Here is a 25,968-nt window from a genome sequence, read left to right as displayed (position 1 = left end):
AGGGGGAGGAAAGACGCTGGCTGGCTTAGCTCAGCAGATTGATGTCGGCCTCTTAGAGGACGAGGCTCGAAAGGACAATCGCTGCAGGGGTTGCATTCACCGTCTGCCTGTCAGGCCCGGATGCAAGCATCGAAGGTTGACGACCAACCGCGGTATGACAGGCCAGCACGACCGGGCGTCGCCGATAGACTGTCCGGGATCGTGCGTCCGGATCCGCGATCGACGTTATCGGATGGACTGGCAACGGCTGATGCTGCGCGACGGCCGGCGGTCGGTTCAGTTCGGCATGACGCGCCCTGGCGTCGTCAAGTCGATTCAGTCGCCGTCCATCCGGGTGGCGCGTCGCAGCTCGGTGGCGACCCTTTCGGGCGCCTTGGCGGTCTGGACGCCGGTGACCCACCGGTCTCCCCCGATCCGGTGGTAGCCGGTACCGGCGACGAGGGTCTTCACGAGCACGGTCCGAACGGGTCGGAGGATTCCGGCTTGCGGCCGCTGCCCATCGCATCGATGAGCGGGCCGGCCTCTCGGTCCGTGACCTCGGACGGCACGACTTCCCAGCACCGACGAACCGTGTTGCGGGAACGGCATCCGCAGAGGCGGCGCGTCTTCACCCGGCGCGGGACGACGATGCGCCGCCTTCTGCGGGGGAGACCGGCCGGTTCAAGGCGCGAGGCGCGGCGCGCCGCCGGCTCATGTCGCGGGGCGGGTTCAACCGCCGTTGCGGGCCATCCGGGTCGTGACCGTACCGGCGGCGAGGCTCGGGAGCGGATCCTGCGTGCCGCTGACCACGACGAGGCGCTGCACCTCGCCGCGCAGGAAGGCCTGAAGGAACCGCTCGTAGTCGCGGAACGATACGCAGCCGTTCGAATCACCGCGCGGCCCCAGCATGTAAGTGTGCGCCAGAAGGCCGACACGGCCATAGACCGCCTCGTTGCCGCCTACCGGCGTGAGCCGGATGGCCCGAACCCCGTGGAACGGCCGCTCGCGCTCGGTGAGATCGTAGGTTCCGGGCGGCGTCGGCCCGCGCATCCGCACATTGACGAGGCGGGGATCGTCCAGCCCCTCCCCGAGACCCGAATGGGCCTCAAGACGCTCGCCGTTCGGCAGCGTCACGATCTTGGCGGCGATGTTGTAGACGGCCACTCCGCCCGTCGGGCTCGGCGCCGGGGACAGCGCCAGCGGCGGCGAGATCCGCCGTTGCGGCGCCACGTCCGCAGGCTTGCTCTCCAGAGCGGCGTAGGCGAGAGCCGGTCCGCGTTCGATGCCGAAGAGCTTCTCGAGGAAGGACCGCTCGTCGGTCTGGGGAGCGGGCTGCGCCACAGGCGGGACGTCGCGGCGCGCCATGCGCCGGTCGGACCGACGCGCGAAGCCGGTTCCGGCCGGCGCACGGAATTCGGGCGGCCGCGGAATCGGAAGCGGGACGACCATCGCGGCCTGCGGCGGCTCCGCGGCTTTCGGTTCGGTCTCGGCGCCGGGCTCCGGCACGGGTTCTGGTGTCAGGGCGGGCGGCGCGATCTGGGTCCAGGCCCAGCGCGACAGCTTTCCGCCGGCGGCTTCCCGCCACGGATCAGGCGATCCCACCGTTTCCGATTCGACGACGGTGGCCGCCGCCGTCTCAGCGGCATCCGATCTTGCGGTCGACGCCTCCGTTCGGGCGATCTCGATCTCGGCGGCCGGATCCGGGGCGCGGTGCAGGACGCTGCCCCCGAGGGCAGCGAGGGCTACCACGCCGGTGAGCACCGAAAGGGGCGCCAGCCAGGCGCCGCGCGCGGTCTGGGATTTGAGGCCGTCCAGCGGCACGGATTCGACAGCCATGCGGTTGCCCATGCTCCTCGTCGCGAGACGGGGCAGACCGGCGGCGGCTCTCCACCACAGGGGGAGGAATCGCCGCGGGCGGACCGGCCCCGCTCAAAGCGAGACAGCGGGGTCGGGCCGGCTTTTCTGCGGCGATGCGATGGTCGATCTTGGATTGATCGGGACCATTTTCAGGCGCACCGCCACCAGTGTTCGTGTCTCTAAGACACGGATCTATGTGCGATAGACTGCTAGTCGTTGTCGATTTGACGCCCGAGCAGCGCGATCGCCTTCTCGTAGACCGGGGCCGCGTTCCAGCCCTGGATCGCCGCGAAGTTCGGCTCGCCGGGCTGGTAGCCGGCGCCCGCCCGCCAGCCATGGGCCTTGAGGAAGTTCGCGGTCGACGACAGGGCCGCCCCGACATTGTTGAGGTCGCCGGTGCCGTAGGTGAGCACGTTCTTCGGCAGGAACTGCGTGTGGCCGACCTCGCCATGCGCCGCGCCGCGGGTGCTCGGGGTGAGCAGGCCGCGATCGACGAGGGTCAAGGCGGCGTAGAGCTGATCCGTGAAGTATTCGGAGCGGCGGCAATCATAGGCGAGCGTCGCCACCGCCGAGAGCGTATTGACGTTGCCGCGCACGGCGCCGAAGCCGGTCTCCATGCCCCAGATCGCCAGGAGCGGTCCCGGCGGGACGCCGTAACGCTGCTCGATGGACTCGAAGAGGGCAGCGTTCTGCCGCTTCAGGGCGCGTCCGCGGGACACGATGGTCGGGCCGCCGCGCTTGGCGAGGAATTGCTCAAGCGACAGCTTGAAGCTGTGCTGTCCGCGATCCGCCGAGATCGTGGCGGTGGAATAGGTGGTGTTCTGCAATGCCGCGAGGCTGGCAGCGCTGGCCCGGCCCCGCGCCTCCTCGGCAAACTGCCGCTTCCACGCATCGAACCCGGCCGCTGTGTTGCCGCACTGCGCAGCCTGCACCTGCCCGGCGCTGAGGGCGATCCCGGCAAAGGCCGCGACCGCGATGGTCTGACGCCGCAAATTCTCGATCACGCGAAACACTCCTTCGGCGCGTCCTCGCGCCCTGTCCTGCTGGCGATACCGGGCCACATCTGGTCGATAAGAGGGCGAGAAGATGTCGAAGGGGCGACCTTCACCTTTCTCGCCCTCAAATCATTGCGCATCCGCGGATCTCCGACGAGAGCGCGGTGGCTGCGGGTTGGCGGCATCGTGAATGCCGCGTTTTCAGGCGTAGCCACCGCTTGAGAGGCGCGAGCCACGGTTCAAAGAACAGGCATTGGGCGGATCGCATTCCTGGCGTCGGTCGAAGATGTTCCGTCTGGATCATCGCTATTTTGCCAACGAAATTAGGATTGGCTCGCGCCGTTGATGATACTGTCACAACGCTGTCAAACGACGGACATAGCTTTGCCGGCGGAAAGACTTCTGCGGAGGGGCGGCGTGGGGTCGATGATTGTCGGTGTGGCTCGGCATGAACCAAGAGTCCGCCACCCGCATTTGCGCTCCTCCTGATCGGCCGATGCTGTCTCGCAAAGCTTGCGGTCGATCGGGCCAGGGCCCAGGCGGTCGCGCATCCTCCGCCTGCGGAGCAGCCGGTCCGAACCCGCGCTGACACGACTTCGATCCCGAACGCACGACCGAAATCCGCAACACCGGCGGTCAGACCAAGACCGCCCCTGCGCCGACCTTGCCGACATCGAGACAGGATGCTCATGGCCATCGGAATGCACGATACCGGTTCCTCGCGTCCGGCGACGCTCGGTCCCGATCTCGACCGCGACGGAGTTGCCAAGGCCTATGGCCGTTGGGCGCCGGTCTACGATCTGGTCTTCGGGCCCGTCTTCGCACAGGGCCGGACCCTGGCGGCCGCGGCCGCGGAACGGATCGGCGGCCGGATCCTGGAGGTCGGGGTCGGAACGGGTCTGTCCCTGCCCGCCTACCGGCACGCCCGCAGCATCGTCGGGATCGATATCTCGGCGCCCATGCTCGAGAAGGCGCGCCAACGGGTGGCGCGGCTGCGCCTGCGCAATGTCGAACGTCTCGCCGTGATGGACGCGGAGCATCTCGACTTCGCCGACGCGTCCTTCGACGTGGTGGTGGCACAGTACGTCGTCACCGCGGTGCCCAATCCCGAGGCGGCGCTGGACGAGTTCGCCCGGGTGCTCCGCCCCGGCGGCGAGATCGTGATCACCACCCGGATCGGTGCCGAGTCCGGCCTTCGGCGCATCGTCGAGCACGCCCTCGCGCCGGTGACCAGCCGCCTCGGCTGGCGGACCGAGTTCGCCTGGGAGCGCTATGCCGCCTGGGCCGTGACTGCACCCGTGGAAATCGTCGAGCGCCGGGCGCTCCCGCCCCTCGGCCACTTCTCCCTCCTCCGCCTGCGCAAGCGCGACGCCTGAGGGCGCCTCACCTCCGACCAGCCCACCCAAATCCGAGCGGGGACGAACACCATGGCGAGTTTTCTGGACGCGCTGCGCGTGCAGCGCTGGGACGATCATCGATACTACCACCACAACCGCATCAACCAGAGCCTGCACGTCGTCAGCGCGATCAGTTTTCTGTTCGCCTATGCCCTGGCGTTCAAGGATCCGGCCACGGCGGCGTTGATCGGTTGGCTCGTGGCGATGACCTCCCGGCAGGCCGGCCACCTCTTCTTCGAGCCGAAGGGCTACGACCACATCAACGACGCGACGCACGAGCACAAGGAAGAGATCAAGGTCGGCTACAACCTGCAACGCAAGGTCGTACTCCTGGCGATCTGGGCCCTGTCGCCTCTGCCGCTCTATTTCGACCCGAGCCTGTTCGGATTGATCTCACCGCACCAGACCACCGCGGACCTGATCCGCAACGTGGGCTGGATCTGGCTGTGGCTGGCGCTGGCCGGGCTGCTGTTCCGGATGGTGCAACTCTTCGTCCAGCGCGACGTGCAGACCGGTCTCGTCTGGGTCGCCAAGATCCTTACGGACCCGTTTCACGACATCAAGCTCTACCATAAGGCGCCGCTCGCGCTGCTGCACGGCGAACTGGTCGAGGAGCAGGAGCCGCACGAGCGCGGGGCCTGAGGCTGGATCCCGCGCCGAGCGCGCGGCTCGGCGCCCCGGATCAGTCGTGATCCGGGGCGCGCAGGCCCAGCCGGGTGCCGAGCCTGCCCAGGCGCACCGCCGCGACCTCCCGCAGGATCGACCGGCGGATCGCCTTGTCGCTGGGGGCGCCACCCTCCCACCACCCATCCGACCGCATCGCCTGCGCCGCCGCCACGAAGCGCGTCGCCACGGCGTCGAAGGCCGCGTCGTCGTAGGCGAGGCTGAAGATCAACCGGCCGGTCCCGACCCACGACAGGGCCAATCCCTCCGCGCGCAGGTAGAATTGCAGCATCCAGTTGTAGCGCGACGGCTTGGTGTACAGGACCGTCCACACCGTCGACATGTTGGCGACCCGCACCGGCAGGTCGGCGTCCGCCAACAGGGCGTTGAGGCGCCGCGCGCGCCCGTCCCAGGTCGCGTCGAGGTCGGCATAGAGGGCAGCGACCGCTGGGGTGTCCAGCCGCTCGAGGAACGCGCCCATGGCGCCCATCACGTAGGGATGGGCATTGAAGGTCCCGCGGGCGAAGCAGATGTCGACCGGACGATCGTCCCGGTAGCGGCGCATCAGGTCGGCGCGCCCGCACAGGACGCCGACGGGCAGCCCGCCACCGAGCGTCTTGCCGTAGGTGACCATGTCGGCACGCACGCCGAAATACTCCTGCGCGCCGCCGCGGGCGAGGCGGAAGCCGAGGAAGACCTCGTCGAGGATCAGCACGATCCCCCGGGCGCTGCACACCGCCCGCAGGTCGTGGAGCCACTTGGTGTAGGCGGCGCGGTCGAAGGACGCCCTGCGACCGCTGTCCACCAGCGCGGAATCGGCCGGCGCGCCGGCATTCGGATGCAGGGCCTGGAGCGGGTTGACCAGGACGCAGGCGACGTCGCGGCGGGTGGCGAGCACCCGCAGCGTCCGCTCCGACATGTCGGCCAGGGTGAGCGTGTCGCGGGTCGGGACCGGGTTGCCGATGCCGGGCTGCACCTCGCCCCACCAGCCGTGATAGGCGCCGCAGAGCCGGACGATCCGGCGCCGGCCGGTGTGGTAGCGGGCGAGTCGGACCGCCTGCATCACCGCCTCGGTGCCCGACATGTGGAACGAGACCTCGTCGAGGCCCGAGATCGCCTTCAGCCGCGCGACGTTGCCGGAGACGACCGGGTGCAGCGGCCCGAGCACGGGGCCGAGCGCCGCGACGCGGGTGGCGCCCTCCTCCAGACAGGCGCGGTAGAAATCGACGCCGAACAGATTCACGCCGTAGGAGCCGGCGAGGTCGTAGAACACGTTGCCGTCGAGATCCGTGACAGTCACGCCCTCGGCGGACGCCGCGAAGGCGCCGGTTCCCAGCTGCGCGCGCACGTGGCGGGCATACTGGAACGGCACCCGGTACAGCCCGGTGAACTGCAGGTCCGAGAGACCGTCGCGCACCGCCTCGGTCTCGGCCCGCGTCCGGGCGAAGCGTGTCCGGAACCGGCCGGAGAGCCTGGCGAAACCCGCCTCGCGGCGCAGAGCCACTGCTTCGTCCGGTTCGTCCGACCGGAAGAAGGCGCGCTCCGAATAGGCGTAGTGCGGGATCAGCCCGGCGACGCGCCGGGCCATGCGGGCATGGCCGGTGAGCGAACGGTGCTTCGCCCGCGACAATTGCAGGCGCTCTGCCGCGCGCGGCAGGGCGAGAACCGCGGTGGCGGCGGTGGCGGACAGGGTGATGAGGAGCGCGGACATCGCCCCGCGCCCTATCGGAGACGGTTCACGGCATGATGACGGTTGCCCGATCCCGGTTGCGGGCGGTCCTGGCGCGGGTCGGCGCGCAGGAGGATCTCAATTTCCTTTTGACGAACCGCCTTCCGCGCCGGTTCGCCACCCGGTTCATGGGCCGGTTCAGCCGGATCGAACAGCCCCTGGTGCGCGACCTCTCGATCGCGACGTGGCGGTTGTTCTGCGACGTCGATCTCCGCGACGCCGAGAAGACGCGCTTTCCCAGCCTTCACGCCGCCTTCGTGCGCGCCCTACGCCCCGACGCCCGGCCGGTTGCCCCCGATCCCGCAGTGCTCACCAGCCCCAGCGACGCGATCCTGGGCGCCCATGGCCGCATCGAAGCGGGACGCCTGTTTCAGATCAAGGGCCTGTCCTATCCGCTCGCCGATTTGCTCGGCGGCGATGTCACGCTGGCGCGCGCCCATGAAGGCGGCTGTTACGCCACCCTGCGGCTGACGGCCGGGATGTACCATCGGTTTCACGCGCCGCACGATCTGCGCGTCGAGTCGGTCCGGCACATCTGGGGGGATACCTGGAACGTGAATCCGATCGCGTTGAAGCGTGTCGAGGCGCTGTTCTGCCGGAACGAGCGCGCGATCCTGCGCCTGCGCCTCGCGGAAGGCGGCCATGCCGTGACCCTGGTGCCCGTGGCGGCCATCCTCGTGGCGGGCTTGCGCCTCGGCTTCTTGCCTGAAGGGCTTGCCCTGCGCGAGACCGGGGGGCGGACCTTGCCCAGCGGCACGCATCTGGCGAAGGGCGCGGAGATGGGCTGGTTCGAGCACGGCTCCACCATCGTGGTGCTGGCAGCGCCGGGCTTCACGTTCTGTCCGGGACTCTCCGTGGGGTCGCGTCTGCGCGTCGGCGAGCCCCTCATGCGCCTTCCGGAGCCGCCCATCCGCTGACGATCTGCGACGCCCTCGCCCGCACCTTACGCGTAGGGCTGGCGAAGCCGCGCCTTGCCGACCCGGCGCGGTCTGCGATGCGCGCGTCCTTGAGGACTCACAGGAGACTGACACGGCCCCGATCAGCACGCGACGGGCAGGATGCGCCGGCGCTGCCCGCCACGTGCGCGCGCCTCTCGGCCCGGCAGAGGCCGGACCGTGCTTTACCGCGCCATCACACAGGCTGTGTCATTTCTCGGCAAAGCTTGTCCTGATTTGAGGGATCCCCACAGGGAGTGCTCTCAAATGAGCTTGGCCCAAAGCACACGGAACTCTGTCCTTACAGATCCATGCTTACAGAGAAGTTTGACCTTGTTCGCGAACGGCCCCTCACGTCCGCTCAGCCTCGCGTTTCCGCGTTCTCGACCGACTGCGGCTTCCTCAATGGCTCGGAGGATAACAGATTGCCCTCGTCTCACCGTCACGCCGGCACAGTTTTTCGGATTGAGGCGGCTGTACTACAGCCTGGTTCCGGAAACGAGTCTGCGCAGCACAGCCCGCAGTAGATCCGACAACCCGCCTTGGTGCAAGCTAACATGAGAATTTGTCTTGATTTCTGTTACTCCCCGAGGGGCGGCCTCATTTAAGTTTATCTCGATTTGTAGGGAACGTGGTCCGCCTGCTCCCTAGACCCGACATGCCCAGGCGCGGATGCCTGGTCCAACCCTTGGAAACAGAGGCCGGCATCAAACCCGATGCCGGCTCGATCATAGGGCCGATGGGTCCAGACCGCACCCTTAGTGTGATCTGCGGACCGGGCCATGCCCTTCGGGTTTCCGTACTTTCTTTTCGGAATGGCCGCGAGGATACCACCGGCCCCCAACGCCGGGGTGGGCATCCGGTCGAGCGCCCAGATCGGTCAGGCCCGCGAAGGCGTCCTGGCGGTCGGCTCGGCTGGCTTCGCCGATACAGTCGCTGCGGTCCTCACGTGGTCGGATCGGCCGCTCCACGATGATCTGGACGGCGGCCCGGCACGCACGAGGAAGCCGCCTCGGGACGAGGCGAGCCGGACGGCTAGGACAGCCGAGGCAGACTATCAGGAAAGCGTGTCCCGATTTGCGGCCCTGCCAATGGTATGCACTCAAGAGAGCTTGTCCCGATTGTCAGGGAATCCTGTCCTCACGCCCGGGATGTGCTTGAACCCGATGGCCTCCGCAGAGGGGCGCCCGTGACCGCGCGCCCCTCTGCGGACATGATGATCCCCGTGTCGGGCTTGAGCCAGGACCGCTGGCCGGGACGAAACCTTTTCGATTTCGCGGCCTGATCGGGCATCCACTCCCCGGAATTGCCGCGCGCAGGAATGCTCTCCGCTTTCGACGGGCAGGGCGCCACCCACGTCGGACGGGGTCTGCGGAGAGCGGGGAGCGTTTGCGAGGCGGTCGTCGAGCTCCCTGCCCTCTTCCCTCGTCGAGGTCACGAAATCGGGGACCGCGGGTCGAAGCACCGGTCCGGGGCGAGCACAGTCCCGACGCCGTCGGTAATCAAGGCCGTTTCAGCTCGCCGCGCTCAGGTCCCTTGCCCTCCTGAGCACGCCGACCATGGCTGGTGCGATGTCCGTCGAGCGAGTGACCGAGGCACCCCCGCCGGGAACAAGATCCAGGTCGTGGCGGCGACCGAGCGCCGTGGGCTCGCTCATGAGGCGCCGGCACAGCAATTCCGCCAACGACGGATCCTCGACGGCACAGACGATCTGCCGGCCCGACCGCTGCAGGGCCGACAGGACCTCGACCAAGTGCAAGGCCCGGAAATCATCGATGTGCTGGACCGGGTCGTCGAGCATGAGCGTCCGCCAATTGCACCACGGCCGGGACAGGTGAACGGAGAGGAGGAAGGCCAGCCCGGCCGCACGCCTCTGCCCGCTGCTGAACACGAATTGCGGGTTCAAGCCGTTGCCGACCCGCAGGCTCAGGAAACGCCTGACGTCGCCGCGTATGCCGTAATCGATGGTCCGCCACTCGGAATGCGGGCGAAGCCGCTGGTACAGCTCGTTCAGCAGCGGGCTGATAACCGCCAGGCGCTCGTCGATGATCTCGGCATTCGTCCTGCGGACCGTACGGTCCAGCGTCCGGGCGGTCGTCACCGCAGCGTGGGCGCGCGCGAGCCGGTCGCTCGCGTCGTCGGCCTCTGCCCGAAGCGCTTCGAGGCGCGCTTCGAGCTCCGTTACGCGTTCCACCGCCTGCGAAGCTTCCAAGGTGAGGATGCTCCGTTCCAGGTCGATCAACCGACTCCGTTCGGCCTCCACCACCTCCTCCAGGGCCTCTGGGTCGTAGGCCAGCTCTCCATCCAGGGAACGTCGCACGAGCTCGGCCGAAAGCGCCTCTTCCCGGGCTTCCAGCTCGGCTTGGGCGGACGCGAGGCGATGGACGACCGTCTCGGCCTGCTTCAGGATCTCGCCGGCATCCTCGACCCGGGTTCGGGCCGCCGCGACCTCGCCTCGCGCCTCCGGCACTGCCGACCGCCGGGCGGCGAGGCGCTGGCGCGCGGATGCGAGCCCCGTCTCGAACTCGGGGGCGCCCTGCGGCGCGCGGCATAGCGGGCAACGGTCGTCATGCAGGCCGATCCGGCTGCCGTGATCGACCAGGATCGCGAGCGACGCGGCGAGGCCGTCGCTTTCCTGTTCCCGGTCCAGGCGCGCCTCGGCGGCCTGCAGCTGGCGGCGGGCTTCCTGGACCGCGACCTCGGCTTCGGCCACCGCCACCGCGGCCCGGCCTGCGCTGTCGCCGTGTCGCGCGACCGTGTCGCGCAATGCGGCCACCGCGCGAGCCTCGTCGGCGACCCATCCCATCTCGCCGAGGTTCGACCGGCGCCTGGCCAGCGTCTTCCGAGCTGCCGCGACCCGAGCTCCCAGGTCGGGGCCGGCCCCAGGCGTAAGCTCGTCCAGGGTGGCAAGGACGGCCGCGACGTCCCCGGCCTGCAGGGCGACGTCCCGGATCTGCTCCAAGTCGGTCAGCGCCGCGGTCAGACGTGCGCGCGCCTCCTCATAGGCCTGCGCGGCGGCGTTGTGTACGGCCTCGGCGGAGGACAGGGCCTCACGAGCCTTGGCGGCGTAATCCGGACCCTCGATGGCGCCCAGGGCCCCGCGAACGAACTCGAACCGTTGCGTTTCCGTCAGGTCGAGGCTGAGCGCAGCGATCCATTCGTCGCGAATGATGGATGTCCTGCAGACCTGCTGGAGGGCCCGCTCGGGCTTCGCGCCCGGAACGCAGAGCATCGCCTCGATGCGTGCCGCGTCCCGGTCTGCGCCGGTCTCGCGCGAGCGCGTCACCGCGAAGCCGCTCCCGTCATCGGCGCGAAATCCCACGGTGACGAAGTGCGCCTCCGGGTGGCCTTCGCCGCGCCACCAAACGTAGTCGTCGAGGCTTTCCTTCGCCGCCTTGTCGACGAGGTATTTGTCGATTTGGCCGGTGAGGGCGAACTCGACCGCGTCGCACAGCGTGCTCTTCCCGACGCCGTTGCGTCCGCAGATCACGGTGAAGCCAGTGCCGAAATCCACCCGTTGGCGCTCCAGGAAGCCCCGGAAGCCGCACAGTTCGAGGTAGTCGAGCCTCATGGCGCATCCACCAGGATGCGCGCCACCTCGGAAGCGCTCGCAGCGCCCAGGAACGCGGCCACCGCGTCGTCCGGCAGGTCGCTCAACCGCGCCCGCAGACGGGCCCGGTAATCGGCCCCGCCGATCTCGGGTGCGCTGAGAACCGGCAGGAGGGGCAACAACGTTCTTCGCAAATCGGCGACCGTGCGCAAGTCGCCGCGCGCGATCTTTCGGGTCATGGAGAAGTCCTCCTCGATCCGCTCGATCTGCCGCGCGAGGGCCGGTTCGGAGCCGCAAGCCAGGAACAAGGCGTAAACGTTCCAGGCCTTTGTGCCTGCAGAGCGCAACGAGGCCGCATGCCGGCCGAGCGTGGCCTGCTGGATTTGCTGCCAATCGGCGAGCAGGCTCTCGCCGCTCGCGAAGACGTGCAGGAATCCGACGACCGCCGCGTTCTCGAAGCAGACGACCGGCACGCTGCCGCCCGGCCAGGTCCAAGTCTCATAGCCTGCCGACCGGAGGAGCACCTCGGATTGAGTCGCTATGTCCATCAAACTTCGAGCTCCCTGCGGGCGGCGGGAAGGTCGAGCCATGCCGCGGAGGCGCTCGGCCGGATTATGTCGCCCGGTCGCCCTTCCCGAACGACGTTCAACGGCAGGCCGACGTCGGTGGCTCCGGCGCAGACCACGATGTCGGCGACCTCGAACGGCGTCTCCCTGAACCGGTCCTGCACCGTCTGGAGCAGCATGCCCGAACCGTTCACGACCCTGATCCGGCGGCCCGCGAGATCATAGCCGACGGGGGTCTGGCTGGCACCGGCACGCCGCAGCAACAGGTGCGCGTAGCCCAGGACCTCGGACGGCCCCGGGTTCCGCAAGGTCGCCGCGGCGGTGGCCGGCACGCCCTCGGCGTCCCGTCGAAGGTCGTAGAGTTCCTCGCTGCCCAGGTCGGGCGGATCGAGCCAGCCCGCCTCGCACTCCGCCCCGAGCTCGCTCTCCAACGCGGCGCGCCCGGCGTGCAGGACCTTGCGTAGGTACGCCTGGGAAAACGCCCTCCGGAGTTCGTCCAGGACTTCGGCCCCCGAACGCTGAACATGCGTGAACCGGACGTTCTCCGAATTGGCCAGGGTCCAGAGTTCGGGCGCCTTGGCCTGCAGGACGTCCTCGGGCGCCAGGTCGACCAGCGTCACCGACAGCGGCGCGACGCCCGTCAATGCCTCGGCGAGAACGGTGTTGAGATAGGACCAATCCGACCAGAAGCCGACGACGAGCAGGTCGCTCTCGCGGAGGTGGTGGGCCATCCACGTCTTAGTCTTCTCGATGCGCGCGGCGATCACCCGGTCCTCGGTGAGCTGTGAGGCCGTCCAGACCGTGGCGCGCCGCTCGCGGACGGAGCAGCCATGAAATTTGAGCAGGGGCGCGTGCTTGCGGGCCTGGACCTTTGCCTCGTCGCCGTCGAGGGAGGCGAGGAGATCGAACCCGTATTCCTGCGCGCGGCGCTCGATCAGGGTGTCGTAATTCGCCGACACGACACCGGCGGCCAAGCGCGTGATCAGGAAGTCCGCCACCGCGGCGTGCCCGACGTTGGGCGGCCGGACGAAATCCTCCCAGGGCACGAGAGCGTCGATGAAGACCGACCCGAGCATGTCCTCCTTGGCGAAGATCTCCGCCAGGGACTCCAGGTCGCCGCGCAGTTCCTGCGGGCACGCCGGATCGATGCTCATGACATAGCGGTCGTAGCACCTGGCGGCCACGGTCCAGGCCGACGGCAGGGAACTCGGCGGCGCCATCGACAGGCCGGCGCCGCAGAGGAGCACGAGGCGCCCGGCTTCCATGGAGGCGAGCAATCGCGCACGAACCGCCGCGTCCAAACCGCCCCCCTTCGTCCGCCGGATCTTCGCCAAGGCGATAGACCGGAGGCACGCCTAAGGTAAAGCAAGGTGATCCGGCTTCCCGTTGCCCGCACCTAGGGTTCACCGGTGCGTCGCACCCTGGAAGTCTCGCCGGCATAGGTGCGCGTGACCGCCGGGGCGATGGGAAGGTTCGAGGCGTCTCATCCCGGGCCAGCATACGAACACGTGCTGGTGCGTCATGCCTGACATGGAGGCCCGCCAGACCAACGTCGGGAAGATCCGGCTGCGGTTTCCTTACGGCAGCGTGAGTTGCACCGCGCGCGGAGCTTTGGCGGGTAGGCCGTACAACTCGCCCATCCGAGCGACGAACTCGGTCTGACCTCCGTAGCTGGGGTGCCGGACCCGCTCGGCCGCCATACCCAAGTCCGCCAACGCCGCCTCGGCATCCCTCCCGATGGCGACCAGGACCCGGGGCCGCAATTCCGACACCAGCCATTCGAGGAGGTGGCGGGACGCCTGCCGTTCCCGACGGGTGTGGCAGCGATTGGACAGCGGGTCGCCCGACGCGTGCGGATGGAGCGGGAAGACGTTCCAGAGGAAGATCGGACGTCGCAGGTCCCGGAGAACCTGCCAGATCACCGTCGCCGTGCGCTCGGTCATCGCGGGGCCGCGGGTTGCCCGCGCCAGCGGCAATTGACCGTAGAGGCCGGCATGGGCGGAGAGGTGGGCCTCGTCCGTGAGCGCCAGGCCCGTGCGCCGCCCGCCACGGTACCCGAGGTCGCGCGCGATCCAGATCGAGTCGACGCCTCCGGCGAGGGCCGCCTCCAGCACGAGGCGCAGGTTCTCACGCCGGACCTGGGGCGCACCGACGCCGTCGTGGTCCGGGCAGGCCTCGGCGTAGGGGTTGAAGGTGTCGCTGAAGCGAAGCGCCGCGAGGGCCTCGATGAAGGCGCCAGGTGTCATGTCGGCAGGTCCTCGACCAGCATCTTCCGCCCGACCAGATCGAGCCGAAGGCGCCCGCGGCGCTTCTCCCGCAAGAAACGAAACGCTTCGTTACCGGCGAGAATGGCCTCTTCCCAAAGCCAGAGCGGGCAGGCCTCGACCTCGTAGCCGCGCACGAATTGCCTCACCGATTTCAGGAAGGCGAAGCCCAGGTCGCCCGGGCGCTGTCCTTCGAAGAAGCCGAGCTGCTTCGCCTCACCGAAGACGAACGTCGCCACGCCCTCCTCGATCAGGATCGCGCGCGCTCCGTCCTGCCCCTCGTCGACGCGGGCCTCGCTTTTCCTCTTCAGGCGGAACAGCGCGCGCGTCACCGGCGACCAGCCGAGGACGGCGGCGTAGGCATAGTGGAAGGCGTCGTGGAACCGGTAATCGTCCGGCTTCATGATGTTGTCGGTCAGGCGGTCGCCGATGAAGATGCCGTTGCATCGCTGCACGACGTACCGCCTGTCGTTCCCGCCGGTGCGCTCGAAGATGTCGATGGTCAACGCGCGGGGCAGGCGCTCTTCGTCCGGGAACGCCTCGTCGAACAGCGGCGGGGCGACGCGCGTCGCCGGCCAACGGTCCTCGGCCTTCGCGAGGTTGCGCATGGCGGCCTGCTCCAGGGTGACGCCGGCCTCGTTCGCGGCCGCGACGAGAAGGCCGAACACTGCGGAGAGACGCTCCAGGAGGTCCGGGCTTCCCGCGAGGTCGCCCCGCGCCCCCAGCGCGGCCAGCCGGCCGACGGCCCCGGCCAACTGTAGCAGGGTGTGCTCGAAGGCGACGGTCGGGACGTGCAAAGGCAAGGCACGCTGTGGCTGCACGTCCGCGAAGGTCGGCTCGGGTCCGCCGGCGAGGTCCCGGCCGGCGAGATCCCCCAAGCGCAGCCCGGCGTGATCGGCGATCACCGCCAGGTACCAGAGCGCGTCGCCCATCTCCTCGACGACGCTCGCCTCGTAGCCAAGATAGGACCGCGCGTCGCGCTGCTTCTTCTTGGTCTCGCTCAGCAGGCTGCCCGTCTCGCCGAAAAGGCCGAGCACGGCCAGGTCGAGGCCGGTGCCCTTCCCTCGCGTCCGGTCCGTCCGGACCGCCCCGGCTTGATAACCGTTCAGGCTAAGCGGCGCCGTATCCATGTCCCCTCCCCGCTCCAGGTTGGCCTATCCTCAGGTTGCCATCGTCGGACCTTTCCGGCGCTCAGTCCAGGGTTGCCTGTACCCACACACGCGGCGAACGCACCCTTGCCATACCGACCGCGGCTGACCACCTAAGCTTTACTGAGCCAGGCTCCCGGGCGGAATGCGCGACGGAAGGACCTGGGCACCGGGGAGAAGCCGCACATGCCGAAGGTTTGCGTGCTCGGTCCTGTCGACGACGAGGAACGCACGGCCCTGCTCAAGCTCTTGGCCGAGGCGGGCTGCGAGGTCGTGGACGAGGAGGTCGCCGCCGTCGAGCCCGACGAAGGGGACGACGACGAGGAGGAAGACGGCGAGCACGTCGAGGATCCCGTTGCACCGGAAGACGACGAGCCCGCGCCCGCCGATGACGAGGCCCCGGCCGGTCACGCCGAGACGCCGGACGAGGACTTGGGGGTGATCGTGCTGTCTCCCGATTGCCTCGCGGACGAGGAGCTGGGGCGCGTGATGCAGCGGGCCGCCGCCCAGGGTCGTCGCGTGATCGGGATCTGGCCTCCTGGAACCCAGGACGAAACGCTGCCGCGCGCTTTCGAGGATTACGGCGGGGATACCGTTCCCTGGGATGCGGGCAGCCTGCGGGGCGCCCTACCGCGGAGGAACGCGAAGCCCGAGTGGTTGAAGCCCGACGCCCAGCCGCGGGCGGAGCGCCAGACCAAGCGGAACAAGTGCTGAGGCCGGCGTGCGCGTCCACTCCTACGTGATCGACCACGACCTCGGGTTCGCGCCCAATCCGTTCCACCGGGTGTGCACGCTGAGCGCGTGCAAACCGCTGATCCGGCAGCACGCGAGCGTCGGGGACTTCGTGGTCGGGACCGGCTCGATTCCGAACGGGATCAAGGACCGTGTCGTCTACTGGATGCGGATCGACGAGATCCTCACCTTCGACCGGTACTGGGACGACGCTCGCTTCGGCGCCAAGCGACCCGTGATGTCCGGCAGCCGCATGCAGATCTACGGCGACAACATCTATCGACGCTCGGCCGACGGCACCTTCGTCCAGGCCGATTCCTTCCATAGCGAGCCGGGGGGCGTCACCAGCCTGCCGAACCTGGTGCGCGACACCGGTCGGACGGACCGGGTGCTTCTCGGGCGCGAATACGCCTACTGGGGCGGGTCGGGCCCGCTGGTCCCTCAGGAACTGCGCGATCTCGTGCACAGCACGCAGGGCCATCGAAACCAGTTCGCGCCCGAGCGGGTGAGCGCCTTCGTGACATGGCTCCGCGGCATGCCGGGCCGCGGCTTCCTGGGTCGCCCGGCGAACTGGCCAGCCTGAGAGCCGAGCGCCCCGGCGGCCCCACCGCCGGCGAGGACGGCCGGCGAACCCGGCCACGAGGCCATGGGCGTGGCCCGCGGCAAGGTGGCCTCACCCCGGTCCTTCGGCGACATCGACGCCGCGCGCCGGCTGCCCCCGACGGGCGGCTCGGAAGGCGCGGCGCCTGCCGGAATGAGCCTGGCTCAGAAGCCTCTACCGCCGAGTTGTCCCGTGCGATGCCCAGGGGCTTTCGAGTAGGGGCGACGGGCGGAGACCTTTCATCCGGGCCGGTCGGAAGCCCGGGCGGACAGCCGCTCGTGGCACCCGATCTGGCCTCGATCCGTCGAGCCACGGTGGCGGCACGCGATCAGAGACAGGGCGTTCCCAAAGGCGATGAATGACGGCGGCACGCATCGGGCTACGCCGTCCCGCCGCTTGGGTGCCATCTCATTCGGTCCGGGCAGCCTGGGTGATGCCGATCCATGAGCGCGGCTGCGCAGGACACACTCTCATGAAAGCTTGTCCCGTTTTCGGCTCCGCGACAGCGCCGCTCTCAACACAGCTTGTCCCGATTTGCCCGGGACCTTGTCACGCCGCGATGCGGACGCCCTGATCCGACCGCTCACGAGGTCGTCCGGCTAAGGTGTTGGTGTGTCGGTCCACGCCACGACATGGCCTCGTGGAGCGGACGGGAAGGACGCCTTGGCCTTGCCGAACCGGACGTAAAGCGCCGGAAGGACCAGCAGCGTCAGGACGGTCGCGCTGGCCAAGCCGCCGATGACGACGGTCGCCAGCGGCCGCTGCACCTCCGCACCCGTGCCCGTCGCCAGGGCCATCGGGACGAAGCCCAGGGCGGCGACCAAGGCCGTCATCGCCACCGGCCGCAGCCGGGTCAGGGCGCCCTCGCGGACGGCATCCGGAATCGCCGTTCCCTACGCCACGAGCGCGCGGATGTGGTTCAGCAGCACCAAGCCGTTCAGGACCGCGACGCCCGAGAGCGCGATGAACCCGACCGCCGCCGAGACCGAGAAGGGCCGATGCCCGAGGCGCGAACCGCGCCCGCCGGCGTCGATGGGCAGGTGCAAGCCTAACCGCGAGGGTGGACGTCGGCACCGGGTCGGCCTCGCAGGCCGGTAGTGACCTCATAAGCGCGTTGGAGGCCGAACCCGAGCGGCGGCAGGACGGAGATCCGATCCAGCCGATGCCGGGCGATCCGGCAGGTCGCCGCCTGCAGCGCCGCCAGCACCGCGACGCCGGTCGCACCGAGGACGGATCCGAGCGCGAGGCCGCGCCAGCCGAACCGATGGGCCGCCGCCGCGATCACGGTCGCGGCGATGATCCGATCTGTTCACGTCCACTGGAAGGCGACGGGGTCCCCGAACCAAGACGGCGTCACATCCTTCCTCGGTCGACGCCCCGCGCAGATCCTCATCGCCCCGCTCATGGCTTTGCGCCGACGGCGCTCGCGCGGCACGGCGGTCCCGGCTTGCTCCTAGGGTCGCGGCGCGTGGGTCCTGGCGATGCGGCGCCGAAGGTCCGTCGGGACATCCATCCGGCGCCATACCGTCGTGGTCTTTCGGCCCGTGATCGCGAAGGCTGGCCCGACGCCGGCCCGATCCAAGGCTTCCCGCACCCACCGCGCGCCGGATCCCATCTCCCTGGCGAGCGCACCCGTGGTGGCGTACTCGGCCTCGTAAGCCGCGAGCGCATCGTCCCTGACGAGGATCTCCCCGCACGGCATCGCTGTCCCCGCCATGAGGCCTGCCCGGACGATCAGGCCGACGCTGTCCGTCGGGACCGTGAGCCGCCGGCCGACCTCTTCGAGGGTGAGACCCCCACCTTCGCGCGAACGCCGCGCGACCCTGATGTCCTCCGGGTCGACCAGGAAGCCCGCGAGGCCGGGTACGTCCCGCAGGACCGCCCTGACCCGAAGCTGGCCGGCCAGGATCATGTCGCAGGTGCCGCGCACGCCGTCGACCTTGCCGTGCTGGCTGGCTCGCGCGAGCGGAAGGAGGCCGGCGGGCATGGCCCCGACGGTCGGCGCCGAGCCACGGATCCGGGATAGCACGGCGGCCACGGCATCCCGGTCGAAGACGTCGGCCTTGATGCCGGCGCGCGCGTGGATCTCGGCGGGCGGGACGATCCGCGCCGCGACCAACATACGCGTCTGGCGCTTCGCCAGCCCGAGCGCCGCCGGCAGATTTTCCGCGCGGAGCGCGCGGTCGAGGATCGCCCGGATCTGGGCGGCGGTCTCGCGGGCGATGCCGATGGGCGTACCCCTCCTCGTCCGTTGCGGCCAGGCGCCCAGGGCCTTGACGTAGCCGGCGATGAACTCCGGCCTTCGGCCGCATTCCGCGGCGATGTCGGCGAGGCTGACCAACGGGACGTCGGTATGCCGGATCACCACCGAGGTCTTGTGAACCGGGCCCCGGCCGGCGTGATGCGCATAGAGGGCCGCCCGAACCGCATCCCCGCTCGCTCCCGCCGGCAGCCGCTTCGCCCAGAGATACAGATAGCCGTAGACCTGTTCGGCCCCCCAGGCGCCGAGGCCGACATGGTCGGCTCGGGCCATCCCGTCGAGCAGGGCGTCGAAGGCGTGCGGCCAGTCCCGGGCGGTGGCGAGACCGGCCGAGAACACCTCCGGATGGCGCTCCGCCGGAAATTTCGAGAGGGCCCCGTCGGCGCCCCCGAGCAGGGCGACGCCGAACCGCTCCATGGCGTCGCAGGCCTCGGCGAGCGTCAGGCCGTCGAGGAGGGGCACGCTGGTCCGGGCCATGCCGCCGAGGCGGCCGACCACGTAGGCGTCCGCCAGCGTCGTCGCGGGCGGGACCCTGGCGCCGTCGCAGGCGAGAAGGGAATGGCCGTTCCTGCAACGGGTCAGCGAGCCGGCTTCCCAGGTGACGCCCGTCCGGCAAATCGGGCAGGACCCCTCCAGGCGGACATGATGGAGGGGACAGGTGCCGACGGCGGCCACGTCCCACCAGAAGCGCCGGTGGATGTTCCAGTGCGCGTGTCGTCCCGACGGCGTCCTGCGAAGGTCGTCCTGCCAACAGCAGGGACACCACCGCCGCACGTTCGTCGTCCAATCGTCCCGGTGGACCACCTCGTCCGCGATCACGACCTTTTTCTTGGTGATCTCGGTGGGCGTCCAACCCCGGAACGCGTCCTCGCCACGGCCGAGCCGATCCGCGAGGGGGCCGGCGGCGCGGCCCTGCAGGATGTCGCTCATGGAATGGCCCGCGGTCCTGAGGCGTTCGCGGCTCCACGGCTCGCCGTTGACGTCGAAGGCGCGCAGCAGGTGCGCCGCGGCGGATTCCCCGTCGATGACGGGCGGGATGATGGTCAGCCGCATCGGTTTCCCCCTACGCGTCGTCGGCTTGCGTCTCGACCCCGGCCTCGGCGGTCCCCGTCAGGCGCGTGAGCCTCTCGAACTCGATCTCCTTCATCTTCGGCAGGGTCGAGATGTCGACCACCAGGAACGGGTTCCTGCGCGGACCGAGCTCGAAGATCTCCTCGAAGACGAAGCCGAGGTGGTCGACCTGCCCGATGCTCGGCTTGCCCGATTGGATGGCGCGGAAGGCCGCCTTCTTGACGAGGTGCATCATGCGACCGGTGTAGCCGTTCGAAGCCTTGAGCATGCGCTGAACCATGTCGTGCTCCGACAGGCCGCACGCGGCCGGGAAGCCGAGCCTTGCCTCGACCAGCGACAGGAATTTCGTGGCCTTCTTCACGCAGGCTTCCGAGTGACCCAGGGGCTTGATCGGCTTGAAGACGCAGCGCCGGAGGAGCTGGAAATCCTCCTTCAGCACCTTCTTGAGCCAGGGCATGCCCGAGAGCACGAGGGAGACGGGGCGCAACTCCGCACCGGGCGGCCGAAGCGGGTCGTCCGGATCCGGGATGACGAGGTTCTTCAGCGTCTCGACCAGGGTGCGCCGCTCGTCACCGGTGCGTCCGCGGAAGGCATGGTGGAATTCGTCGATCATGATGATGGAGACGAGTTGGGCGTGCATCTGGTGGCGCACCCGGGTCCAGATATCGTGCTCCTTCAGGTTGGCGCTGAGCTCCTTCTCCGTCATGGCGAGGTACAGCGCGAGACCCAGCGTCTTCAGCGTGCAGGGGCTCGGCGCCTTGATGTAGACCAGCGGCCGCACGGGGCCGAACTCGTCGCGGAACGGCACGAGCGCCGGGCGGAGCTGTAACCGGGCGAGCAGATGCGACTTCCCGGCCCCGGAAGCGGCCGGGATGACGAGGCACTGTCCCTCGACATCGTCGCCGAGGTCCTTGAGCATCTCGTCGAAGCGCGCGACGGTCTTGATCACGACGTCGGTGTTAACGTGGATGGTGTCGACGCGTCGCTTCCAGGCCCGCCGTTCGAGGTCTTGCGGGCTCAAGCGGGTCGCGAACCGCTCACGGCGGACCGGGGCGGCCTGGGGGCCGGGAAGGATGGTGACGTCGGGGCGGAAGATCTCCCCGTCCTGGCTTTGCGGCATGCGATGGCCCTCACTCGGCAGTCCAGTTGTCGGGATCGTCGGGGTCGAACTCGGCGCCGACATCCGCCGTCACGCTCCGCGGATCGGCCTCGGCGGCGACGGGCCTCGGACCGGCCGGCCGGGCCGCCGGCGCGGCGTCCTGCGGGGCTTCCTGCGGGGCGCTGGCCGGGCGCGGGGCGGTCTTGCGGCCACCCTGCCCGACCCGGGGCGCGGGTGCCGCGTCGGCCGCGGCCGGCGGCGCGGCCTTCCGCGGGCGTCGGGTCCGCAGCCGCTCTTCCTCGTGGGCGCCCTCGTCCGCGACGTCCCAGGCGACCTCGAACATCGGGTCGTCGGCGTGGTCGCGGAACCAGTCGACGTCGGCGCTCGCCAGGCGCTTCGGCTTGACGCCGGCCTTGCGGCATTCGGCGCGCAGCAGCTCCATCGCGCGGACGAGCGTCGCGCGAGCGACGCGCTGGCCTTCCTGCGTCATCCGACGCGCCGTGCGGACCACGTCTCGCCACTCCGCCAGGGACGTCCCGTCGGCCAACCCGTCCTCGCAGGGGACCTTGATCCAACCGGCCTCCTCGTCCACCAGGACGAGGAGGTGGCCGAGATCGGACGCTTCGGCCTTGACAAGGAATTCGTCGCCGAAGTGGAAGCCCTTCCTGCGACGGACGCCCTTCAGTTCGTCGGACTGGTAGGTGAGGCCGAGGAAGGTGATCCCGTTCCGCTGGATGGTCCGCGGGACCACCAGGGCGATGAGCGGGTCGAGGTCGTCGGCCGACGGCGGCAGGCGCGTGCCATAGCCCGCCAGGTCCTGCCAGCGCAGCAGGGGCGTTCGTCCGAGCAGCCCGCCATGCTTGCGGTTGTGGTAGATGTCGACGACCCAGATCGTGAAGAACTCGACGAGTTGGGCCAGGGTCAGGGCGGCCTGCCCGACGCTGTCGTAGTCGCCGCGCTCGCGCACGTCGCGGAAGGTCCGTCCGGGAAGGTAGGCGCAGAAGTCGCGCGCGATGGTGCCGAGGGCGCGCTCGACCTTGCCCTTCAGGTGGGGCTTGCGCCGGGGCATGTAGCGGAGCTCGAACCGCAGCTGCCCGGCGGCCGCCTTCATCGACCGGGAGTGGAATTCCTTCCCGTTATCGAGCTTGACCACCTCCGGCACGCCGAACACGGGCCACGCCGTGTCGACCCGGATGCCGGTCAGGTCCTTCGGCAGCACCGCCATGCGCAGGCAATGCATCACCGAAGTCCAGGAGGGACGCTCGTCACTGAGGTGGAATCCCACGATCATGCGGGTCGCGGCGCAGATCGCGACCGTGAGCCAGACCCGCCTCGTGCGCTTGTCCTTGCGGCGCCGGTCGCGCGCCGGCGTGCCGTCGCCCTCCAGGACCAGGACGTCGAGCGGCGTGTGGTCGACCTCGACGATTTCGAGCGGCCGCGTCGCCTGCGGGGCCTTCTTGACGTGCCGGAACGCCTGCTCCGCCGCCGCGGGGCCCTCGCGATGGTAGATCACGTCGAACTGGCTGACGTTCGCCTTCACCCAGCGCCGAATCGTCATTCCGTCAGGCACGTCGAAGGGCACGGTGCGCGTCTTGTTCTCGCGCTCGATCCTGCCCTGGATGAAGACGATGACATGGCTCAGCGGCGGTCCGTTCCGGGTGAGCCAGTCCTCGCGCACGCGCTCCGCGATGATCATCTCGACCTCGGGATCGAGGCGGAAACCCGCCCGTCCCTTCAGGTCGTCCAGCGGGATCAGCGCCACGATGGACTTGCCGCCCTTGCGCCAGCGCCCGTACCAACCCTTCAGCGAGGAGCCGCTCACCCGTTCGAGCGGCACGTCGTCGGGATGGGAGCCCTCGTTCTCGATGGCCCGCTGCCGGCGCTCGGCCGCGACGAGCCTCGCGATATCGGCGTAGCCCTTCGGGACCTTCCTATGGGTCCGCTCGGCGAAGCACCGGTCGCAGGCCTGCACGTAGTCGAGGCGCATCAGCGCCGCGTCCTGCTGGCGAACGTCGAAGGTGTCGATGTTGCGCAGGAGGTTGTCCCTGACGCCTTGGGGGAGCCCGGCGGCGGTGTCCTCCACCAGTTGGAGCCGCCTGGGCTCGCCGAAGTAGAGGTCGGCCAACTCGGCATGGGTCTTCGTGACCGTGACCGGCCTCGCCCCGAGGGTGCGCAGCGTGACGCCGGCCTCGTCGCGCGAGAGCACCTTGTGGTAGACGCCCTCGACGATGACGAGCGCGTCCGCTTGGAGACGGATTTGGCAGGCGCCCATGGTCAGCGCAGCCCCCCGCATGCACCGGGTCCCGCCATGCGCACCCTCCCGCCGCGGTGGAGGTCCACCAGGACGGCGTCGCTCAGCACGACGGTCTCGGAACCGCCCGCGAGCCTGCGCAGGGCGAGGCCCGCCCGCTCGCGGGCGACGGAGGCGTAGGGGACGCCGTCGACGACGACGACCGCGCCGATGGGAAGGCGGAACTGCTGGTCGAGCCTGTTCAAGGTGCACTCCTGAGGTTCGCGGGGCGGCAAATCATGGCGTGGTCGTCGAAGGGTCGGCCGGGGTCGGCCAGCTCGGCCTCGCCGCGCGCGACCAGGGCCACGACGGCCCGGAAGGCGCGGGCCTGGAGCCCCGATGCCGCCCGGAGGTCCCGGACGAGGCCCTGGCCGCCGAAGCGGTCGAGGACGACGCGCATGGTGTGCTGCTCCGCCTCGTCGGCCACGAAGGTGCGCTCGCTCGCGACGAGCGCGGCGTTCGCGACGCGGAGCGCGTCGACCTCGACCTCGGTCCAGAGCTCGAAGCCGTCGTAGCCGGCGGCCCTGGCGCCGGCCTCGATGCGGGGCCGGATCCCGTCCCAGCCCAGCCTGATCACCCGCTTCCGCGGCTTGACCTCGACGGCGATGCGCCGCCCGTCGTCGATCTCCACGGCGAAGTCGGCCGTGTAGCGGCGCCACCGGACGCCGTCGTGCCACCGGAAGGGAGCGGGCTCCTCCTGGTAGCGCAGGACGGCATCGTCCTGCTCCAGGATCAGGATGAAGTCCCGCGCGAGGAGGCCCTCGTAGGCCACCATGCGGTAGCCCATCCCCACCTTGCCGGAGGGGACCTCGCCCGTGATGCAGTCCCGTCGGCCGGTGACGACCGGGCGCGACGGGCTCGGCTTGCCGACATGGCGGCTTCGCAGGGTCGCCGGCATCAGGGCCTCCGCCGGGTGTCGCGGCCGTCGGGTCCCTCGGCCCCGTCGGCGCCACCCGATTCCTCGCCGGTCGGGATCGCGGGAGCGGCCCCCGGCGACAGCCGGATGGGATAGCGAGCGACCCCCTCCTGCCAGCGGTCCAGCGGGGTCCGCCGGTCCGCTCCGGAGCGGCGGAAGTCCAGATCGGCGAGCCAGGCGTGCGCCCCCGCCATCAGGCCTCCTGCGTCCTCGACCGCCTCCCCCCGGGCCGTCAGCCAGCGCTGCAGGCCCGCTGCCCGGCAGGGAGCGCCCGGATGGTCGACCCCGGCGAAGTGCAGCCGGATGCCGAGCGCCGCCGCGGAATGCTGGAACGTGGCGCCGAGGAAGGCGGGATCATGGTCCAGCACGATCACCTCCGGCAGTCCCATGCACAGGCGGGCGGCGCCGAGCGGCTCCGCGGCAGCCGTCGCGGTCCGCGCCCCGAACAGGCCGAGCAGGTCCTCCCCGTCCGGCGGCGCAATGCCGAGCGCCGCCGCCACGATCACGCCGCTGTAGCTGTCGCGTGCGGTGACCAGGTGGACGCGGTCGGCGCCGAGTTCCGGGATGGCGAGCCGCAGGACTTCCCGGGCGACGACGACCTCGGCGAGAGGACGCCCGCACGAGAGCTGCCGGTACCGATACGCCTGCTGCAGGGAACGCAGACGGTCGCCGACCATCCGCACGAGGGTCCGGAAACCGGGAACGTGGGCGGCCGCGCCGCCCCGCGCAGGCGCCGCTTCCAGGCACCTCGCCTGTGCGAGGCGGGCCATGGCCGTCAGCGTGACGCCCAGGCGCGGGTCGGCCTCGGCCACGACCTGGTCGACCAGCTCGCCGATCCACGGGGCCCAGTGGGTCTGCTGCCGGGGCAACCGCGCCATCCGCCGGTCGGCGAGGCCGGCCGGGTTGCCGCCGGCCTCCCTCAGCCGCGCTTCCCATGTCCTGACCTGGCGCGGCGTGGGCGGATCGACGTCGTCGCTCAGCTCGCAGACGGCGCGGATCGCGGCCCGCATGTGGCGGTCACCCCGCCGTCCCTGCGGGAGGTCCTCGACCGCCCGCACGTAGCGGTGGCGGCGCAGCGCGGCGGCGCGCTCGCGCTCCGTCATCTCGTCGAGGGCCTGGATCTCGGCCCGGAGCCGGTCAGCGTCGGCAGTCGTCGACGGAAAAAGTTCGAGCTGCTTCATGGTCGTATGGGTCCTTGAAAGGCGGACGGGGCCAGCCTTGTTGATGGGATGGGATGGGATGGGGCGGCGGCCCCGGCCCGGAGGCCGGGGCTTCGTCGGCGGCTCAGAACTCGGTGGGCTCGCTGGCCTCGGTCTCCGGCTCGAACGTCCCCCGCGGGACGCCGAGCAGCGCGGCGACATCCCCGTCCCAGGCATCGAAGGCCCGGTCGATCAGGGGGGCGAGGGGCGGCTGGAAGTCGGCCGTGAGGGGCTCGACGCGGTACGGCTCGTTCATGATGCTCTCCTCGGATGGGGTCGCGCGGGGCCGGTCCGGATCCGTCGCGGGGACGGTCCGGGCGCGGCCGGCTTGGGCCGGCGGATCCCGAGGAGGCGGAGCGCAGCCCGCTTGCTTTCGCAGGCGAGAGCTGGCATACGTCGTCGGTCTCGAATGTCGGCCTTGATCCCGGTGGTTGGCCGGTCTGGTTTTCGGCAATCGTGATCACGAGGTCTGGCAATGACGCGGTCGAGAGGGCTCAAGCTCTCGGCCGACGGGCCAGTCCTAACCTGCTACGGCTTCGCAGCTCGGTTGCGGGCAAGCTCAAAGCGTGCGGTCCGGATCGGACCGTGCGCTTTTATTTTGCCGCTCCGATCACTTCCCGACCCGGTGGGTCGCGCGAGCGCGCGCGGAGGGCTGCGCGAGATATGTTGCGCATTGCCATTCTCCTCGATGATTGATGAGTTGTTGGATCTAGACTG

At 69.8% G+C, this 25,968-nt stretch carries 21 protein-coding genes and 1 pseudogene; 5 read left to right on the top strand and 17 right to left on the bottom strand.

What is annotated here, in order from left to right:
• Positions 1-315: 315 nt before the first annotated feature.
• The 3 genes from P9K36_RS02325 to P9K36_RS02315 form a co-directional block, all read right to left on the bottom strand.
• A complete protein-coding gene (locus P9K36_RS02325; protein WP_257791605.1) occupies positions 316-450 on the bottom strand; it encodes a hypothetical protein in 135 nt (44 codons plus the stop codon).
• Between the two features lie 258 nt (positions 451-708).
• A complete protein-coding gene (locus P9K36_RS02320) occupies positions 709-1,815 on the bottom strand; it encodes a tlde1 domain-containing protein (RefSeq protein ID WP_043760643.1) in 1,107 nt (368 codons plus the stop codon).
• Between the two features lie 230 nt (positions 1,816-2,045).
• Entirely contained in the window at positions 2,046-2,840 is a 795-nt protein-coding gene (locus tag P9K36_RS02315) for a lytic transglycosylase domain-containing protein (RefSeq protein ID WP_043380860.1), read from the bottom strand.
• A 680-nt stretch (positions 2,841-3,520) separates the two neighbouring features.
• Here P9K36_RS02315 and P9K36_RS02310 point away from each other — a divergent pair.
• Entirely contained in the window at positions 3,521-4,207 is a 687-nt protein-coding gene (locus P9K36_RS02310) for a methyltransferase domain-containing protein (RefSeq protein WP_043760640.1), read from the top strand.
• A 51-nt stretch (positions 4,208-4,258) separates the two neighbouring features.
• On the top strand, positions 4,259-4,870 hold the full coding sequence (locus P9K36_RS02305) for a hypothetical protein (protein ID WP_043755259.1): 612 nt from the start codon (positions 4,259-4,261) through the stop codon (positions 4,868-4,870).
• Between the two features lie 40 nt (positions 4,871-4,910).
• Here P9K36_RS02305 and P9K36_RS02300 read toward each other — a convergent pair whose 3' ends face one another.
• Positions 4,911-6,602, bottom strand: coding sequence for an aminotransferase class III-fold pyridoxal phosphate-dependent enzyme (locus P9K36_RS02300; RefSeq protein ID WP_043755255.1), 1,692 nt, complete (start codon positions 6,600-6,602; stop codon positions 4,911-4,913).
• A gap of 32 nt (positions 6,603-6,634) precedes the next feature.
• On the opposite strand from P9K36_RS02300, the gene asd reads away from it, so the two are divergent.
• Positions 6,635-7,537, top strand: a complete 903-nt coding sequence (gene asd, locus P9K36_RS02295) for an archaetidylserine decarboxylase (protein ID WP_111473124.1) — start codon at positions 6,635-6,637, stop codon at positions 7,535-7,537.
• Between the two features lie 1,531 nt (positions 7,538-9,068).
• Here asd and P9K36_RS02290 read toward each other — a convergent pair.
• The 5 genes from P9K36_RS02290 to P9K36_RS02270 form a co-directional block, all read right to left on the bottom strand.
• Positions 9,069-11,126 carry an AAA family ATPase gene (locus P9K36_RS02290; RefSeq protein ID WP_278306514.1) on the bottom strand — a complete coding sequence of 686 codons (2,058 nt, stop codon included), beginning with the start codon at positions 11,124-11,126 and terminating at the stop codon, positions 9,069-9,071.
• On the bottom strand, positions 11,123-11,578 hold the full coding sequence (locus P9K36_RS02285) for a hypothetical protein (protein WP_278306513.1): 456 nt from the start codon (positions 11,576-11,578) through the stop codon (positions 11,123-11,125). The genes P9K36_RS02290 and P9K36_RS02285 overlap by 4 nt, the downstream gene beginning before the upstream one ends.
• 74 nt (positions 11,579-11,652) lie before the next feature.
• Entirely contained in the window at positions 11,653-12,936 is a 1,284-nt protein-coding gene (locus P9K36_RS02280; protein ID WP_007565626.1) for an SIR2 family protein, read from the bottom strand.
• Between the two features lie 312 nt (positions 12,937-13,248).
• On the bottom strand, positions 13,249-13,917 hold the full coding sequence (locus P9K36_RS02275; protein ID WP_132252683.1) for a uracil-DNA glycosylase: 669 nt from the start codon (positions 13,915-13,917) through the stop codon (positions 13,249-13,251).
• Positions 13,914-15,065 carry a nucleoside triphosphate pyrophosphohydrolase family protein gene (locus P9K36_RS02270; RefSeq protein WP_050735147.1) on the bottom strand — a complete coding sequence of 384 codons (1,152 nt, stop codon included), beginning with the start codon at positions 15,063-15,065 and terminating at the stop codon, positions 13,914-13,916. Before P9K36_RS02270 ends, P9K36_RS02275 begins: the two co-directional genes overlap by 4 nt.
• 204 nt (positions 15,066-15,269) lie before the next feature.
• Here P9K36_RS02270 and P9K36_RS02265 point away from each other — a divergent pair, with 204 nt between their 5' ends.
• Together P9K36_RS02265 and P9K36_RS02260 are read left to right on the top strand one after the other, a co-directional pair.
• Complete coding sequence (locus tag P9K36_RS02265; protein ID WP_007565621.1) at positions 15,270-15,797, top strand: hypothetical protein; 528 nt, start codon at positions 15,270-15,272, stop codon at positions 15,795-15,797.
• Positions 15,798-15,804: 7 nt separating this feature from the next.
• Positions 15,805-16,398: a hypothetical protein gene (locus P9K36_RS02260; RefSeq protein ID WP_132252685.1), complete on the top strand. Its 594-nt coding sequence runs from the start codon at positions 15,805-15,807 to the stop codon at positions 16,396-16,398.
• 617 nt (positions 16,399-17,015) lie between these two features.
• Here the strand turns inward: P9K36_RS02260 and P9K36_RS02255 are convergent.
• From P9K36_RS02255 to P9K36_RS02220, 8 genes and pseudogenes are all read right to left on the bottom strand, one after another.
• Positions 17,016-17,411: pseudogene (locus P9K36_RS02255) on the bottom strand (efflux RND transporter permease subunit); the annotation flags it as partial.
• Positions 17,412-17,869: 458 nt separating this feature from the next.
• A complete protein-coding gene (locus P9K36_RS02250) occupies positions 17,870-19,729 on the bottom strand; it encodes a TniQ family protein (RefSeq protein WP_132252689.1) in 1,860 nt (619 codons plus the stop codon).
• Between the two features lie 10 nt (positions 19,730-19,739).
• Positions 19,740-20,867 carry an AAA family ATPase gene (locus P9K36_RS02245; RefSeq protein ID WP_132252691.1) on the bottom strand — a complete coding sequence of 376 codons (1,128 nt, stop codon included), beginning with the start codon at positions 20,865-20,867 and terminating at the stop codon, positions 19,740-19,742.
• 10 nt (positions 20,868-20,877) lie between these two features.
• On the bottom strand, positions 20,878-23,139 hold the full coding sequence (locus P9K36_RS02240) for a DDE-type integrase/transposase/recombinase (protein ID WP_007565595.1): 2,262 nt from the start codon (positions 23,137-23,139) through the stop codon (positions 20,878-20,880).
• On the bottom strand, positions 23,121-23,342 hold the full coding sequence (locus P9K36_RS02235) for a hypothetical protein (RefSeq protein WP_007565593.1): 222 nt from the start codon (positions 23,340-23,342) through the stop codon (positions 23,121-23,123). The genes P9K36_RS02240 and P9K36_RS02235 overlap by 19 nt, the downstream gene beginning before the upstream one ends.
• Positions 23,339-24,034, bottom strand: a complete 696-nt coding sequence (locus P9K36_RS02230; protein WP_278306512.1) for a TnsA endonuclease N-terminal domain-containing protein — start codon at positions 24,032-24,034, stop codon at positions 23,339-23,341. The genes P9K36_RS02235 and P9K36_RS02230 overlap by 4 nt, the downstream gene beginning before the upstream one ends.
• The gene (locus tag P9K36_RS02225; protein ID WP_132252698.1) at positions 24,034-25,233 is read right to left on the bottom strand and encodes a hypothetical protein; all 1,200 of its coding nucleotides are present in this window, start codon (positions 25,231-25,233) and stop codon (positions 24,034-24,036) included. Before P9K36_RS02225 ends, P9K36_RS02230 begins: the two co-directional genes overlap by 1 nt.
• 103 nt (positions 25,234-25,336) lie before the next feature.
• Positions 25,337-25,507 (bottom strand): hypothetical protein, encoded by a 171-nt coding sequence (locus P9K36_RS02220; RefSeq protein WP_165937823.1) that lies wholly within the window; start codon positions 25,505-25,507, stop codon positions 25,337-25,339.
• Positions 25,508-25,968 lie beyond the last annotated feature (461 nt).

The sequence above is a fragment of the Methylobacterium sp. 391_Methyba4 genome, from assembly GCF_029691625.1.
Lineage (GTDB): Bacteria > Pseudomonadota > Alphaproteobacteria > Rhizobiales > Beijerinckiaceae > Methylobacterium > Methylobacterium fujisawaense.
The sequence above is the reverse complement of the archived record's forward strand: the minus strand, read 5'-3'. Positions and strand labels throughout refer to the sequence as shown.

What these genes read in the sequence shown, in the direction of transcription:
- P9K36_RS02245 (WP_132252691.1), bottom strand. Translation starts at nt 20,867, where the DNA reads ATGCCGCAAAGCCAGGACGGGGAGATCTTCCGCCCCGACGTCACCATC.
- P9K36_RS02220 (WP_165937823.1), bottom strand. Translation starts at nt 25,507, where the DNA reads ATGAACGAGCCGTACCGCGTCGAGCCCCTCACGGCCGACTTCCAGCCG.
- P9K36_RS02250 (WP_132252689.1), bottom strand. Translation starts at nt 19,729, where the DNA reads ATGCGGCTGACCATCATCCCGCCCGTCATCGACGGGGAATCCGCCGCG.
- asd (WP_111473124.1), top strand. Translation starts at nt 6,635, where the DNA reads ATGATGACGGTTGCCCGATCCCGGTTGCGGGCGGTCCTGGCGCGGGTC.
- P9K36_RS02320 (WP_043760643.1), bottom strand. Translation starts at nt 1,815, where the DNA reads ATGGCTGTCGAATCCGTGCCGCTGGACGGCCTCAAATCCCAGACCGCG.
- P9K36_RS02225 (WP_132252698.1), bottom strand. Translation starts at nt 25,233, where the DNA reads ATGAAGCAGCTCGAACTTTTTCCGTCGACGACTGCCGACGCTGACCGG.
- P9K36_RS02230 (WP_278306512.1), bottom strand. Translation starts at nt 24,034, where the DNA reads ATGCCGGCGACCCTGCGAAGCCGCCATGTCGGCAAGCCGAGCCCGTCG.
- P9K36_RS02305 (WP_043755259.1), top strand. Translation starts at nt 4,259, where the DNA reads ATGGCGAGTTTTCTGGACGCGCTGCGCGTGCAGCGCTGGGACGATCAT.
- P9K36_RS02265 (WP_007565621.1), top strand. Translation starts at nt 15,270, where the DNA reads ATGCCGAAGGTTTGCGTGCTCGGTCCTGTCGACGACGAGGAACGCACG.
- P9K36_RS02270 (WP_050735147.1), bottom strand. Translation starts at nt 15,065, where the DNA reads ATGGATACGGCGCCGCTTAGCCTGAACGGTTATCAAGCCGGGGCGGTC.
- P9K36_RS02240 (WP_007565595.1), bottom strand. Translation starts at nt 23,139, where the DNA reads ATGCGGGGGGCTGCGCTGACCATGGGCGCCTGCCAAATCCGTCTCCAA.
- P9K36_RS02275 (WP_132252683.1), bottom strand. Translation starts at nt 13,917, where the DNA reads ATGACACCTGGCGCCTTCATCGAGGCCCTCGCGGCGCTTCGCTTCAGC.
- P9K36_RS02300 (WP_043755255.1), bottom strand. Translation starts at nt 6,602, where the DNA reads ATGTCCGCGCTCCTCATCACCCTGTCCGCCACCGCCGCCACCGCGGTT.
- P9K36_RS02290 (WP_278306514.1), bottom strand. Translation starts at nt 11,126, where the DNA reads ATGAGGCTCGACTACCTCGAACTGTGCGGCTTCCGGGGCTTCCTGGAG.
- P9K36_RS02280 (WP_007565626.1), bottom strand. Translation starts at nt 12,936, where the DNA reads ATGGAAGCCGGGCGCCTCGTGCTCCTCTGCGGCGCCGGCCTGTCGATG.
- P9K36_RS02310 (WP_043760640.1), top strand. Translation starts at nt 3,521, where the DNA reads ATGGCCATCGGAATGCACGATACCGGTTCCTCGCGTCCGGCGACGCTC.